The 14228-nt window shown below is 58.6% G+C and carries 11 protein-coding genes, 1 tRNA gene and 2 pseudogenes; 11 read left to right on the top strand and 3 right to left on the bottom strand.

Annotation, left to right across the window (positions count from 1 at the left end):
- The first annotated feature begins 1 nt into the window (after window position 1).
- The 11 genes and pseudogenes from PSQ90_RS08475 to hsdR all read left to right on the top strand — a co-directional run bounded on the left by PSQ90_RS08475 (window position 2) and on the right by hsdR (window position 11210).
- Window positions 2-649: an amino acid ABC transporter permease gene (locus PSQ90_RS08475; RefSeq protein WP_282212949.1), complete on the top strand. Its 648-nt coding sequence runs from the start codon at window positions 2-4 to the stop codon at window positions 647-649.
- Between the two features lie 5 nt (window positions 650-654).
- A pseudogene (locus tag PSQ90_RS08470) lies at window positions 655-1396 on the top strand (amino acid ABC transporter ATP-binding protein).
- Window positions 1397-1445: 49 nt separating this feature from the next.
- On the top strand, window positions 1446-1907 hold the full coding sequence (locus PSQ90_RS08465) for a RidA family protein (RefSeq protein WP_282212947.1): 462 nt from the start codon (window positions 1446-1448) through the stop codon (window positions 1905-1907).
- A gap of 14 nt (window positions 1908-1921) precedes the next feature.
- Window positions 1922-3124, top strand: a complete 1203-nt coding sequence (locus PSQ90_RS08460; RefSeq protein ID WP_282212946.1) for an aminotransferase class V-fold PLP-dependent enzyme — start codon at window positions 1922-1924, stop codon at window positions 3122-3124.
- Window positions 3125-3183: 59 nt separating this feature from the next.
- The gene (locus tag PSQ90_RS08455) at window positions 3184-4380 is read left to right on the top strand and encodes an aminotransferase class V-fold PLP-dependent enzyme (protein ID WP_282212945.1); all 1197 of its coding nucleotides are present in this window, start codon (window positions 3184-3186) and stop codon (window positions 4378-4380) included.
- 479 nt (window positions 4381-4859) lie between these two features.
- The gene (locus PSQ90_RS08450) at window positions 4860-5972 is read left to right on the top strand and encodes a tyrosine-type recombinase/integrase (protein ID WP_282212944.1); all 1113 of its coding nucleotides are present in this window, start codon (window positions 4860-4862) and stop codon (window positions 5970-5972) included.
- Window positions 5973-6009: 37 nt separating this feature from the next.
- The gene (locus PSQ90_RS08445) at window positions 6010-7458 is read left to right on the top strand and encodes a class I SAM-dependent DNA methyltransferase (protein ID WP_282212943.1); all 1449 of its coding nucleotides are present in this window, start codon (window positions 6010-6012) and stop codon (window positions 7456-7458) included.
- Window positions 7459-7540: 82 nt separating this feature from the next.
- Window positions 7541-7876, top strand: a pseudogene (locus tag PSQ90_RS08440) (restriction endonuclease subunit S); the annotation flags it as partial.
- Between the two features lie 255 nt (window positions 7877-8131).
- Complete coding sequence (locus PSQ90_RS08435) at window positions 8132-8620, top strand: restriction endonuclease subunit S (protein WP_282213014.1); 489 nt, start codon at window positions 8132-8134, stop codon at window positions 8618-8620.
- A gap of 29 nt (window positions 8621-8649) precedes the next feature.
- Window positions 8650-8892: a hypothetical protein gene (locus tag PSQ90_RS08430; RefSeq protein ID WP_282212942.1), complete on the top strand. Its 243-nt coding sequence runs from the start codon at window positions 8650-8652 to the stop codon at window positions 8890-8892.
- Window positions 8889-11210 (top strand): EcoAI/FtnUII family type I restriction enzme subunit R, encoded by a 2322-nt coding sequence (hsdR, locus tag PSQ90_RS08425; protein WP_282212941.1) that lies wholly within the window; start codon window positions 8889-8891, stop codon window positions 11208-11210. The genes PSQ90_RS08430 and hsdR overlap by 4 nt, the downstream gene beginning before the upstream one ends.
- A 165-nt stretch (window positions 11211-11375) precedes the next feature.
- Here hsdR and PSQ90_RS08420 read toward each other — a convergent pair.
- The 3 genes from PSQ90_RS08420 to PSQ90_RS08410 form a co-directional block, all read right to left on the bottom strand.
- A tRNA-Thr gene (locus tag PSQ90_RS08420) sits at window positions 11376-11451 on the bottom strand.
- A 31-nt stretch (window positions 11452-11482) separates the two neighbouring features.
- Window positions 11483-12895 (bottom strand): heme biosynthesis protein HemY, encoded by a 1413-nt coding sequence (locus PSQ90_RS08415; protein ID WP_282212940.1) that lies wholly within the window; start codon window positions 12893-12895, stop codon window positions 11483-11485.
- Complete coding sequence (locus PSQ90_RS08410; protein WP_282212939.1) at window positions 12892-14223, bottom strand: hypothetical protein; 1332 nt, start codon at window positions 14221-14223, stop codon at window positions 12892-12894. Before PSQ90_RS08410 ends, PSQ90_RS08415 begins: the two co-directional genes overlap by 4 nt.
- Window positions 14224-14228 lie beyond the last annotated feature (5 nt).

The following is a 14228-nucleotide window of genomic DNA, read 5'->3' as shown; positions in this document are numbered from 1 at the left end:
TATGGACGCTGTTCTTTATTCCATCCCCTATTTGCTCGACGGGCTGGGTATTACCATTCTGGTCTCACTCATCGTCGTTGCCCTGTCACTGATCATCGGCGTAATACTTGGCGTCGGCATTATCTATGGCCCACTGCCATTGCGCCTGCTGATCCGCCTCATCGGCGATGGCATCCGCGGCATCCCCATTCTGGTGCTGATCTTCCTTGTATATTACGGCATGCCCGCGCTTGGACTAAACCTAAGTTCATTCTGGTCGGCCGTAACGGCGCTGACCATCTTCAAATCCGCCCACGTCATCGAATATGTCCGGGGTGCCGTGCTCTCTATTCCGCGGGGCCAAATGGAAGCGGGCATGTCGATCGGCCTCGTTTTTCGCGAGCGCCTGCGTTTCGTGATTTTTCCCCAAGCCGTCCGCCGCTTTTTGCCACCATGGCTAAATGGGGTTACCGACGCCGTCAAAGGCAGCGCGCTGGTGTCCCTGCTCGGCGTGGTCGATTTGATGCACGCCATCAATCAGGTCATCGGGCGCACCTATGAGCCACTACCGCTCTATATTTTGGGCGCCTTACTATATTTCGCGATCAATTACAGCCTTTCCACCCTCAGCAAGGTTTTGGAACGGCGCTACTCATACATTCGGGAGTGAGCCGCATGAGCGCGACCAGTCTTTTGCAAATCGACAAACTGAACAAATCCTTCGGCGAAAATCAGGTACTGACCTCGGTTGACCTCAACGTCGTTGCCGGCGAAGTCGTCACCATTATTGGCCCCTCAGGCAGTGGCAAAACCACCCTTTTGCGCTGCGTCAATTTCCTAGAAACCTATGATGGCGGCTCGATCCAAATTGATGGTCGCGAAGTGGGCTTTACCGATAGCGTCAGCCGCAAGCGACGCGGCGAGGCCGATCTGGCCGGCATGCGTGCCGAAACCGGCATGGTGTTCCAAAGCTTCAACCTATTTCCCCACCTGACCGCCGAACAAAACATCATGCTCGGCCTCCGCCGCGTGCGCAAAAAACCCCACAAGGAGGCCCGGGAAATCGCCCAACACTGGCTGGCGCGCGTCGGCTTGGATCACAAGGCCGATAGCCTCCCCTCTGAATTATCGGGCGGCCAACAACAGCGTGTCGGCATTGCCCGCGCCGTGGCCATGGACCCCAAGGTCCTGCTGCTCGACGAGATCACGTCGGCGCTCGATCCCGAACTGGTCAATGAAGTGCTCGATGTCGTGCGCCAACTTGCGGTGGAGGGCATGACCATGTTGGTGGTAACCCACGAAATTGCCTTCGCCCGCGATGCCAGTCACCGCATTGTCTTTATGGCCGATGGCTCAGGTCGAGAATAATGAGCGGCTGCGCAACTTCCTGTCACGCTTTAGCGCCGCAACCAATTAGAGCTTGCAAGGTGACGAGCCACTTTGCCCCAATTGAAAAGAGACGACCCATGCCAAACCCGGCACGCCTTGAAGCGCTAGGCCTCCAATTGCTTCCCATTGCGCCACCCATCGGCAATTTCCGCAACTTCATCCGCGCGGGATCACTGGTTTTTGTCTCGGGACAAGGCCCGCGCGAGGCCGATGGGGCGCTCCATCGCGGCAAGGTCGGCGTCGATGTTTCAACCGCTCAGGCCTATGAACATGCCAAACTCACCGGGCTTAATATCTTGTCAGTTCTTGCCGGTGCGGTTGATGATCTGGGCGAGGTCAAACAAGTGGTAAAGCTACTCGGCCTGGTGAATGCCACCGACGATTTTGCCAGCCATCCCGAGGTCATAAATGGCTGCTCGGACCTCTTCACCGAGGTTTTTGGTGAAATTGGCCAGCACGCGCGCTCGGCAATCGGCGTGTCCTCACTGCCCAACAACATTACCGTCGAGATCGAAGCCATCTTCGAACTCCACGCCTAGGCAAGGTTTTTCTCATGGCATCCCTCATTAATACTCCAAGCAATACCCCGATCCGCGAGCGTCTTGGCCTGCGCCCGATCATTAATGTGTCGGGCACCATGACCACGCTCGGCGCCTCAATCATGGTGCCAGAGGCGATCAAAGCCATGGCCGAAATCGCCCCCCAATTCGTCGAAATCGACGATTTGCAACGCGCCGCCAGCGCCACCATTGCCCGCAGTACCGGGGCTGAGGCGGGCCTTGTCACTGGCTCTGCGGCGGGCGGCATTGTCATGGCCGTGGCCGCCGTCATGACCGGCGATAAATTGCTCGCCATCGACCGCCTGCCGCTCGATACCACCGGGCTTAAATCCGAAATTATCCTCCAGCACGGCCACAATGTCGGCTATGGCAACAGCATTGATCAGGCAATCCGGCTGGCCGGTGGTACTCCCATTTTTGCGGGTTCCGTCAGCGCTACTCAAGCCTACCAGCTTGATGAGGCCATCAACGCCAACACTGCCGCCGGTATCTATGTGGTCGCCCATTCCACCATTTCCTATGGCATGCTGACCCTGCCCGAATTCGCCGCCATCTGCCACGCCAAGGGCATACCCGTGATTGTCGATGCGGCATCGGAATACGACTTCCGCCGCTTTATCGCCGAAGGGGCCGATCTGGTCATCTATAGTGGCCACAAATTTTTGGGCGGCCCGACCTCGGGCCTTGTCGCCGGTCGCAAGGGACTGGTGCGCTCCTGTTATTTGCAGAACCGTGGCGTTGCCCGTGGCATGAAGGCTGGCAAGGAAACTATTGCCGGGGTCATGGCAGCGCTCGACGCTTGGGAAATACGCGACCATGACGGCATCCGCGCCAAAGAAAGCGCAGCCCTTGAACTCTGGCAACAAACACTGGCCGGGCGCCCCGGCATTGCGGCCAAAATCAACCCCGACCCGACCGCCAATCCGCTTGACCGTCTTGAAATTCGGGTGTCGGCCAAAAGCGGCTTTACCGCTTATGGGCTGGCCACAACGCTCGCCAGTGGCTCCCCACCCATTATGGTCCGTGGGCATCAGGCAGAGCGGGGTGTTTTTTGGCTCGACCCCTGCAATTTGCATCCCGGCGAGGCCAATGTCGTTGCCACAAGGCTGGCCGAAATATTCGACGCCGAGCGGCCCGCCAACGCTATGGCGACCCCTACCAAATCAACTGCCGGCATTTTGAAATGGCCCGATTAGGCGTGCCATGCTCCACCGATTTTCCGGCTATCCGTCCCACCCCAATTTGAGGTCTTGTCGTGTCCAATGATATCCGTCTGGACTTAGGGCTACGCCCGGTCATCAACGTTTCCGGTACTATGACGGCGCTAGGCTCCTCCATTGTCGTTCCCCAGGCCATCGAGGCGGTGAGCCAAAGTCTCAATCAGTTTTTCGAAATGGGCGAACTCTACAAACAAGCCAGCAAGGTCATTGCCGACCTCACAGGTGCCGAGGCAGGCCTGGTAACAGCCTCTTGCGCATCGGGCATTGCCCAGGCCGTTGCGGGCGCCATTACCGGGCAGGACCTGTTGGCCATTGAACGTCTGCCCGATACCGGATCCCTCAAAAATGAAGTCGTCACTCTGTCCGGCCACATGGTCGGCTTTGGCGCGCCGGTCGAGCAAATGATCCGTCTCACCGGGGCCAAAGTGGTTCCCGTCGGCCAAGCGACATCCGCCTCGGCCTATCAATTGGCCGCCTCAATCACTGATAAAACCGCCGCCGCCGTCTTTGTCGTGTCCCACCACGTTGTTGATTATGGACAGATCCCCATCAAGCTCTTTATCAATATCTGCCATGAAAAGGGCGTGCCGGTCATTGTCGATGCCGCGTCTGAATATGACATGACAACAATCCTCGCCCTTGGCGCCGATATCGTAATCTGGTCGGGCCACAAATTTTTGGGCGGCCCAACCTCAGGCATCGTTGCCGGGCGCAAAAATTTGGTGCGTGCCGCCTATCTGCAAAACCGGGGCATTGGCCGCGCCATGAAGGTCGGCAAGGAGAGTATTGTGGGCGTCATCGCGGCAATGACCGCTTGGAAAAGCCGGGATCACGACGGCATCCGCGCCCGCGAGCGCGCCGCACTTGAGGTGTGGAGCCAAGCGCTTGATGGCAAGCCCGGCGTCACGGCAACAATTGTGCCCGATCCGACCAATAATCCGCTTGAGCGCATGAAAATCGCGATCGACCCACAACAGACCCATATTTCGGCATGGGACCTCGCTGCGCGTTTAGCCGCCGGGGATCGCCCCGTCATCGTGCGCGACCACGAAGTGGAACACGGCCACTTCTTCCTCGACCCTTGCAATCTGCATCCGGGGCAAGAATTCATGGTCGCCGAGCGCCTGACTGAGGAACTGGACAAGGCTGCCCTCGCCAACGATATCATCGAGATGCCCATCGAAGAGGTCTGGCTTGCGCGCGAGGCCAGCATTTTGAACTGGCCGGATTAAGCAAAAACCATCTTGAAAAGCTCAAGAGCATGAATACGCGGCCACCGAAGCGGTACCGGTGTGGTGCAAACTGTGAGCATCGCGGGAACGTATCTTCGTCCCCGTCATAACCAATGCCGCGCAGCTCTTCTTTGAGCATTCGCGGCAATCTTCACTTGAGTCGAGTTTCGCCTTCAGCAAATATCCGCCCATGGTCGACTTGATCCCTGAAGGCTACATCCCACTTCCCGCGGCATTTGTGCTGTTCAACCAGTTACTCTGGAATGGCGGTTCTCCCGTAGAGGAACTACGACCTCACGGGCCGCCTGAGCGCCGTTCTGAGGCATCGTGCGGCTCAGCGGGCCCAGTGCATGTGCCGGGTGGGGTGCCCAGCGCATCAAAGCCGGTCGGTCAGAAGATCTGCCGCGGTCGTCTCGAGCGCTTAATAGATAGCCCCAAACCCTGCCTGAATGAGCGCTACCTCAAGGAGCCCGACAACCATGCCTAAGCATCATCCTGCCAATGAACGCATCAAACGCAAATACCTGACCTATCTCGAGGAGGCCAATCGCATGGCATCGTCATCGGTGGACCAGGTAGCGGCTGCAATTGCACTGTTTGAAGAGGGCACGGGCCACCGTGATTTCAAGCAGTTCCATCTTGAGCAGGCGCGTAAATTCAAACGCCAACTGCACGAGATGAAAAACATCTCGACCGGTAAGCCCTTGGCCACTGCAACCATTCATTCACGCCTGATGGCGCTCAAGGCGTTCTTCAAATGGCTGGCCGGTCAGCCCGGTTACAAATCCAAGATCACCTATTCCGACGCCGATTATTTCAATACCAGCGCCAATGATGCGCGCATCGCTGGCGCGTCGCGTTCGCGGCCCGTCCCCAGCGTAGAACAGATTCGGCACGCTCTGCACGCCATGCCAGCCGAAACCATCCTGCAGCGACGCGATCGCGCGGTGTTTGCGTTTACGCTGCTCAGCGGCGCGCGGGACGATGCTATCGCCTCCTTTTCCCTTCGCCACGTCAACCTGATGTGCCGCACTGTCGATCAGGATGCACGGACCGTGCGGACCAAGGCGCGCAAAAGCTTTGTCTCCTGGTTCTTTCCGGTCGGCGCCGATTTTGTACAGATCGTTACCGATTGGATCAATGAGCTGACGAACACGCAGCTGTTTGGTCCTGATGATCCACTGTTTCCCGCCACGCGCGTCGGCCTGGGAGCGAGCGGGCACTTCGAGGCTCTCGGTCTTGATCGCAAGCACTGGAAGGATGCCGCCGCTATCCGCCGCATCTTCAAGACGGCCTTCGAAGCAGCAGGGCTGCCCTATTTCAACCCACACAGCTTCCGCAGCACCCTGGCATTGCTAGGTGAACGAATCTGCCGAACACCAGAGGAGTTCAAGGCCTGGAGCCAGAACCTCGGCCACGAGCAGGTGTTGACGACGTTGACCAGCTACGGCGCCGTATCTGCCCACCGCCAAAGCGAAATCATGGGTGAACTCTGGGCTCAGCGGAATGCTCCAGCGCAAGGCAAAACGGGCGAACCTGATCCCGAAACTGTGGCGCAGGTTCTTGCCTTTCTGCAGGCACGCGCATCATAGTGCGTTCCATAGCTGCCAACTGATTTGATTGATTCATATGTACGAAAACGCCTTTAATAGCATTGAAAAAGACCTTCGCGCCGAAGAAGGCATTGGCAATGAACTTGATTATGTCGAGCAGATCTCCTGGGTGCTGTTTCTGAAATATCTGCACGATCTTGAATCGGATCGCCGCGATCAGGCCACGCTGGAAGGCAAGAGCTACACCCCCATCATCGAGGGCGAATTCACCTGGGACCAGTGGGCCGCGCCGAAGAAGAATGGCGCGTTCGACCACAATGTTGCGCTGATTGGCGATGATTTGATCGCCTTTGTTGATCAAAAACTGTTTCCCTATCTCGGCGGCTTTCGCCAGTCGGCGACCGGGCCACAAACGATCAATTACAAGATCGGCGAGGTGTTCACCGAACTGCGCAATAAATTCCGCTCCGGCTATATTTTGCGCGACGTGCTCGAAACCGTCGATGCGCTCAACTTTAATACCCAAGAAGAGCGCCACGAACTCTCCCAGCTTTACGAAACCCGTATTCGCCGCATGGGCAATGCCGGCCGCAATGGCGGCGAATATTACACGCCCCGCCCGCTAATCCGCGCCATGATCGCCGTTACCGATCCAAAAATGGGCGAAACCGTCTATGACGGCGCTGTCGGCTCAGCGGGCTTTTTGTGCGAAGCCTATGACCATATGCGCCGCGACGACCTCAGCGCCTCGGACTATGAGACGCTGCAGAAGCGCTCCTTTTACGGGCAGGAGAAAAAATCTCTCGCCTATATTATCGGGATCATGAACATGGTCCTGCACGGCATTGAGGCCCCCAATATTATCCACACCAACTCGCTCAATGAGAACGTGATGGATATTCAGGAAAAAGACCGCCACGATATTGTCCTCGCCAATCCCCCCTTTGGCGGCGGCGAGCGGCCCGAAGTGCAACAAAATTTCCCTATTCGCACCGGCGAGACGGCCTATTTGTTCTTGCAGCATTTCATCCGCAAGCTGCGCGCCGGTGGCCGCGCCGCAGTGGTGATCAAAAACACTTTTTTGAGTAATACCGACAATGCCAGCATTGCCCTGCGCAAGGAATTGCTGGAGGCCTGCACGCTGCACACCATTCTTGATCTGCCGGGCGGCACATTTCAGGGCGCCGGGGTTAAAACCGTGGTGCTGTTCTTTGATAAAGGCGCGCCGACGCGCGACATATGGATTTACCAGCTCGATCCGGGTCGCAGCATGGGCAAGACTAATCCACTCACTGATGGCGATCTGGCCGAGTTTGTTGAGTTGCAGCCAACCCAGCCCAACGGGCCAAAAAGCTGGATCTTAGACCGCGCGGATCTGGATGAAGCAACGTTTGATCTGTCGGTGAAGAACCCCAATGCGCCAGAAGCCGCAGCTCTGCGCGGTCCAGAAGACATCATCGCCGACATTTTGGCGCGCGATGCCGAGACGGTCGAGATTCTCGAAAGCATCCGGGGGATCTTGTGAGGGCGGGGTGGAAGGAAGTTCAGGTAAAAGATGTTTGCTCCGTTAGGACTGGAAAAAAGACGTAAACCAAGGGAATCCATCGGGGCGCTACCCGTTTTTTACCTGTGCTAAGCAACACACATACAGTGACGAATGGTCGTTCGAAGGCGAGGCGCTGCTGATTGCTGGAAATGGTGACGTCGGGAATTTAAGCTACTGCAGCGGAAAGTTTGAAGCCTACCAAAGAACGTATGTTCTAATGGACTTCAACTCAGTACTCCCGCACTTTCTCTACTACGTCTTCGAGTCAGGTCTTAAGCCTATGCTGTTTGGGCAGAAGCTGGGTAACACGATGCCCTATATCAAGAAGGGGATGATTACCGATTTCCCCGTTCCCCTGCCGCCGCTCAAAGAACAAAAACGAATTGTTGAGGCTCTGGACGAGGCCTTCGAGGGTCTGGCCCGCGCCCGCGCCAATGCCGAAGCCAATCTGCAGAATGCGCGGGATTTGTTTGAGTCTTATGCCGCCGCGCAGTTTGAGGCCCTAACTGGTGACCAATCTACTTTGCTTTCCACGGTCACTGATCTAGCGCTGCCGGACAAGGGAGCCGTCCGAACGGGGCCATTTGGTAGCCAGTTACTGCACAGCGAATTTGTTGACGAGGGTATTGCGGTACTCGGTATCGACAACGCGGTGGCCAATAAATTTCGTTGGGGCAAAAGCCGATTTATCACCGATGAAAAATATCAGCAGCTTAAGCGGTATAGGGTCAGGCCGGGTGACGTTATAATAACGATCATGGGTACGTGCGGTCGTTGTGCCGTTGTCCCCGATGACATTCCGCTCGCAATCAATACAAAACATTTATGCTGCATCTCGTTGGACCAGAACAAATGTCTGCCGGACTACATGCATCAATACTTCCTATTCAGTCCCGCGGCACGGTCCTATCTATCCGCGCAAGCTTCGGGCTCCGTGATGGACGGTTTGAACATGGGGATCATCAAAGAAATGCCGGTCGAGGTTCCCAGCATCGATCGACAGAAAGCGGTTGTTACCAATATCGCGGAACTAGAGATCGCAACTGCTGCGCTGCATTCAAAGTATAAGTCCAACCTGCAAGACATTCACGATCTCCGCCAATCCCTATTGCAGAAAGCCTTTGCAGGCGAATTGACCTGAGCCATAGTTAAGCCGATTGGAGTGTTCCTTTGGCCGTATCGCAGCGCAAGCCGGGTGATAGCAACCCGAATGACCAGATCCTGATCGCGCGCACCGATCGGCCCGGCACCGATCATTTGCAATATGTATGGGTGCTCGTCTGCGCGCGCCGCAATCCCGGTGGCGCGATCTGTGGTCATCGCTATGGCGCCAACGGTTCCGATTTCCACATCCGCAAATGCCCATCCTGCCAAGGCGGAGCGACTGGGCTGGGTATCGAGGGTTTGTTGTGACCCACGACGAGACAGAAGCCGACACCCGCGCCGAGCGCATCGACCCTGTTCTCGCTGCGGCTGGCTGGGGCAAGGTCGACGGCTCGAAGTTGCGGCGCGAGGTCATCTGTCCCGGTCGCATTCAGACCGGCGGCATGCGTGGCAAGCCCCTGTCCTGCGACTATGTGCTGATCCACAAGGGTCACAAGCTGGCTGTGCTCGAAGCCAAGAAGGCCAGCGTCAGCCACCGCAATGGCGTCGGCCAGGCCAAGGACTATGCGCAGCGCCTCAAGACCCGCTTTGCCTACGCATCCAATGGCCTTGACTGGTATGGCATCGACATAGAGACGGGCAAGGAAGGCGACATCGCCCTGCCCTTCCCGACGCCGGATGAATTGTGGGATCGAACCTTTGCCGACCACAACGCCTGGCGCGAGGCGTTCGGCGCGGTAGCCTTCGAAACCGATGGCGGCAAGTGGGACCCACGCTACTATCAGCACAATGCGATTACTGCCGTGCTGGACGCGATCGCCGAGGGTGACCGGCGCATCCTCCTCACCCTCGCCACGGGCACCGGCAAGACCTCCATCTCCTTCCAGATTGCTTGGAAGCTCTTTCAGGCCAAGTGGAACCTGACCAACGAGCCGACCCGTCGCCCGCGCATCCTGTTTCTCGCCGATCGCAACATTCTGGCCGATCAAGCCTACAACGCCTTTTCGGCCTTCCCAAACGACGCGATTACCCGCATCGACCCCGACAACATCCGCAAGAACCACGGCAAGCCACCGAAAAACGCCAGCCTGTTCTTCACCATCTTCCAGACCTTCATGACCGGCGACAGCCAGCCGATCTATCTGCAATACCCGCCCGATTTCTTCGACTTCATCGTCATCGACGAATGCCACCGCGGCGGCGCCAAGGACGAGAGCGAGTGGCGAAAGTTGCTCGAATATTTCGAGCCGGCAGCCCAGCTCGGCATGACGGCCACGCCCAAGCGCAAGAACAACGCCGATACCTACGCCTATTTCGGCGAGCCGGTTTACACCTACTCACTGCGCGAAGGCATCGAGGATGGCTTTCTGACCCCTTTCAAGGTACGTCAAATGGCCAGCACCATCGACGAATATGTCTATCACCCCGAAGACGAAGTGCTTTCCGGCGAAGTGGAAATCGGCGACAGCTTTGACGAGGGTGATTTCAACAATCGCATCATTATCGCCGACCGCGAACTTGCCCGCGTCCGCGAATTCATGAACCAGATCGACCAACGCCAGAAGACTTTGGTTTTTTGCGCCACCCAGGAGCACGCGGCACTGGTGCGCGATCAAATCAATCAGGTCAAAACCAGCACCAATCCCGACTATTGCCACCGCGTTACTGCCAACGATGGCGCGGTCGGTGAACAACACCTGCGTAATTTCCAGGACAATAGCAAAACCATCCCTACGATTTTGACCACATCGCAAAAGCTCTCAACCGGCGTTGACGCCCGCAATATCCGCAATATCGTGCTGATGCGCCCAGTTCGCTCAATGATCGAATTCAAACAAATCATCGGCCGCGGCACCCGCACCTATGACGGCAAGGACTATTTCACCATCTGGGATTTCGTCCGGGCCCACGAGAATTTTGAAGACCCCGGATGGGACGGCGAGCCGCTGGAGCCGGTGCCGCCGGTGTCCCGTCCTGCCGTTGTCGAAGGCGAGAACGGCAACGAAGGCGACGGGGAGGGTAGTGATCTTGACCCGGTTGAGCCGGTACAAAGGTTGGTCATCAAGCTGGCCGACGGCAAGGCCAGATCAATCCAGTTTATCGCCACCACGACCTATTGGGGCCCGGACGGCAAGCCGATGTCAGCGCAACAGTTCTTTGAACGGCTGTTTGGCGACCTGTCTGGCTTGATCCTTGACGAAGACGCCCTACGTGCCGAATGGAGCGACCCCGACCGCCGCGAAAAGCTGATCGAGGTGCTGGCAGACCGGGGCTATGACGCCGACAAGTTGAACGACATGCGCCAGATGATCGACGCGCCCGATAGCGACCTGTTCGACGTGCTCGCCTATATCCGCTTCACTATCCCCGCCAAAACCCGCGCGCAGCGCGCTGAGGCCGTTACCAACGGCGCCTTGGCGGCGACCGAAGACGAGATGCACGAATTTCTCATCGGCGTCCTGCAGGCCTATGCAGCGCACGGCGAAAGCGAACTGTCGCTCTCCAAACTTTCATCCTTCCTGACGGCCCGTTACGGCACTCTGGCCGATGCCAAATCCAGACTGGGAAATACTGAAGAGATCCGCAACGCCTTCGTGAATGTTCAACACGAGCTTTATGCGGACTGATGTGGCCGAAGGTTGTGTCATCGACCGCTCGACCATTTGCTCCGCGAACTCGGCATGGAGCCACGCATTCTTGAAGTGGTGGCGACCCGGTGGCGCCCCACGGACAATTGCCGCTCCAGCGATCAGGAACACTCAACAAACATTGAACGATTTCAATTGGTTAACTGGTGCCGCATAGGTGACTCGAACACCTGACCCCATCATTACGAATGATGTGCTCTACCAACTGAGCTAATGCGGCGTGTCGGCGGGGTGCGCTGACGGGCGTTCTTTTACTCAGCGTTGCCCGCCCGTGCAAGTGCCAAGACGTCGCCATCTGAATCTTGTTTGGCCGGTTCTGGCTTGAGCGGCGCCGGTGGGGCGATGGGAGTTGGGGTTGCGGACGTCGGGTTGCGGGTCGCGCTGAGGCTAACGGGCACTTTCCATTCGAACGCATCGAGCTTGCCGGTCACCGGAGAAACCGGCTCCCACTCATCGCTGACTAGGCCATCGGTGGTCCAGGCCGGGTCACGCGGCGCGCGCACCGCCCGGGCCAGCCATTCGCGCGCCTTGCCCTGATCGCCTGACTGACCCTCTTCAATTTCGGCCATCAGACTGGCGACGCCCTGGCTGGCTTGTTCACCAACGAACGACTTGAGCGCCTCGCGCGCCAGGACCCAATCATAGGCATCGACCGCCGCGCGCGCCATAACCACCGCCTCCGCGCGATTGGCCACCGGGGTGGCGATCAGTTCGCGGGTGCGCTTGAGCCGATCAACCGCCGAGGCACCGGGTTGGGCATGGGCGTAAAGCCGGGCAACGTCAGGATGGCCAGTGCCGCGCCAGATGCGCCGCAACAGACTCATCGCCTTGCGCGTTTCGCCGCGATTAATGTGGATGCGGGCTGCAATCAACGCAGCGGGCACAAAATCGGGCAATAGCTTGAGCGCCGTCAGCGCGTGATCAAGCGCGTCCAGAGCATTACTGGTTTCATTTTCGCGTGCTCGCGCCGTTTCAATGACCGCCTGCCGACGCCGCTTTTGCGCCCGCTCCTCGCGATTATTGGCCGGTTCGCCATTGACCATGCCCACCGCCTGCGCCCAGGCGCCTTGCCGCACCAGATCATCAAATACCGCCGCACTGGCCCAGTCCACATTTGGGACGAGCGTCAGCGCCTTGCGCGCAAAGGTCAGCGCCGCCTCGCCGCGGTTTTGCGTGCGGGCCTGTTCGTAAAGCCCCGAGAGCGCGGCCATGGCGGTTTTTTCATTGGAGATCAGTGCGCGATAATGCTGTCGGGCGGCGCGCATGTCGCCCAGCGCCAGATCAGCGCGTGCTTCCAGCAATAGGGCGGCTGCATTTTCGGGCAGACGCGACTGGGCATCGCGCGCCAATGAGCGAGCCCGCCCCAGATCGCCCGCCTGCAACGCAATAAAGGCATCCGAAAGCGCATCAACCCCTTGCTGCTTGCGCTTTTCCTGATTGCGCCGGGCCAGATATTTTGGCGTGCCCAACACCCGCCGCACCACCGCCCAGACGAAAATGACCAGAGCGGCAACAATCATCAGCATGAAAATGGCCGTGCCCAGACGCGGTTGCATGCGATAATTGGCCACTTCGAGCGTCACCGTGCCGGGCAGCGAAATCATCCAGGCGATCAGCGCCGTAACGACAAGGCTGCCAATGATCCACGAGGCCAGCCGGGTCATGGTGCAACCTCGCTAAGGGCCTGCTGACGCAGGCCATCAAGAAACAAACTGGCGGCCGCCTGCGCCTTGACCATGACCGGAACGTCCCCGGCCGCTGCCCGCATGGGCGCGGGCAATTGAGCAAAGAGCGTATCTGCCTCGACAAAATCGCGCCGACCAATGGCGGCGTTGAGCCGCGATACAACAGCCTCTGGATTATCCCCTTCCATTGCCTCGGTCGGGCGCAGCGCAATGGCCGAACGGAACCAGTCCAGCGTACTGTCCTGCCAACTGGCATCGGGATTGGCCGGCCGGCCCGCCAAAATATTGGGCAAGACGGCGGCAAACTGCGCTTCGATCACATCACCCCGGGTCAGCCCGCCAACCGCGCCATTAGCAATTTCGGTCGGCACCGTCGCGTCGGGCAGACCGGCGCGCAAAGCATTCAATTCGGTTTCATAGGGCCGACCGCTGGCAAAGGCGGTTTCCAGCCCCGACAGGATCAGCGGCAATTGCAGCACGGCATTGATGTCGTTGGGCTGCTTTGACACCGCCTCGCTATTGGCAGCAACGCTTTTGTCGAGCTGATCCAGCCCGCTCTCGGCCGTGCCGATCCGCGCGCTCAGTTCACCGAGGTTCAAGCGGAATTGGGCCAGATCGTCGCGAATGCCGGACAGATCAAGTGCCGCAGAACTTTCGCCGCTGGCGGGCTGGGCCGCGATCTGGGTCTTGAGCGCCTCGATCTCGGTCTGCAGGTCGGCTATCGCGCTTGGGCTATCACCCTGACCGCCTGCGGGGACTGCCTGCATTGGTTCAGCGCTTTCGAGCGCTGCAACCCGTTCGACAAGTCCAGCTACCGCGCTCTGGGCTGACTGGGCCTCGTTGCGCAGTTCGGGCAAAACCTGATCATATTGGGCCAGCCGCGGATCGGGTTTAGCTACCGGGGTCGGCCAATAACCCGCCCATGCCAGGCCATAGGCCGCCGCCAGTCCCAGAACGGCTCCGGCCAACGCTGCGCCCACAGCAAGGCCACCGCGACCACCGCCAGATGGAGCGGCAGTGGGCGCCGGCTCGGTCTGGCTGGTCTTTTCCGAAGTGGAATGCGCGCCCGGCCGCGGCTTTGCACCGGTGGCCGAGGGCGCTGTGCTGGCCGCAACGGGGGCGGCGGTTTTGGTCTCGGGGGCTCTGGCCGATTTTGCGGCCGGACCACTGGCGGATTTGGTATCGCTGGCAGAAGCTGGCTTTTCGGGGTTGGACTTGATGTCTTTTTCCCCGCTTGCAGCACTCGCTTCGCGCGCGCTCAGATCGATCACCGGTGGCTTAACCGGCCCGCCTTTGGAATCAGCCATTTTCC

This window comes from Devosia rhodophyticola, from assembly GCF_028816475.1.
In the GTDB taxonomy this organism is placed as follows: Bacteria; Pseudomonadota; Alphaproteobacteria; order Rhizobiales; family Devosiaceae; genus Devosia; species Devosia rhodophyticola.
Note: the sequence above shows the minus strand (reverse complement) of the source record. Positions and strands in the feature narration are given on the sequence as shown.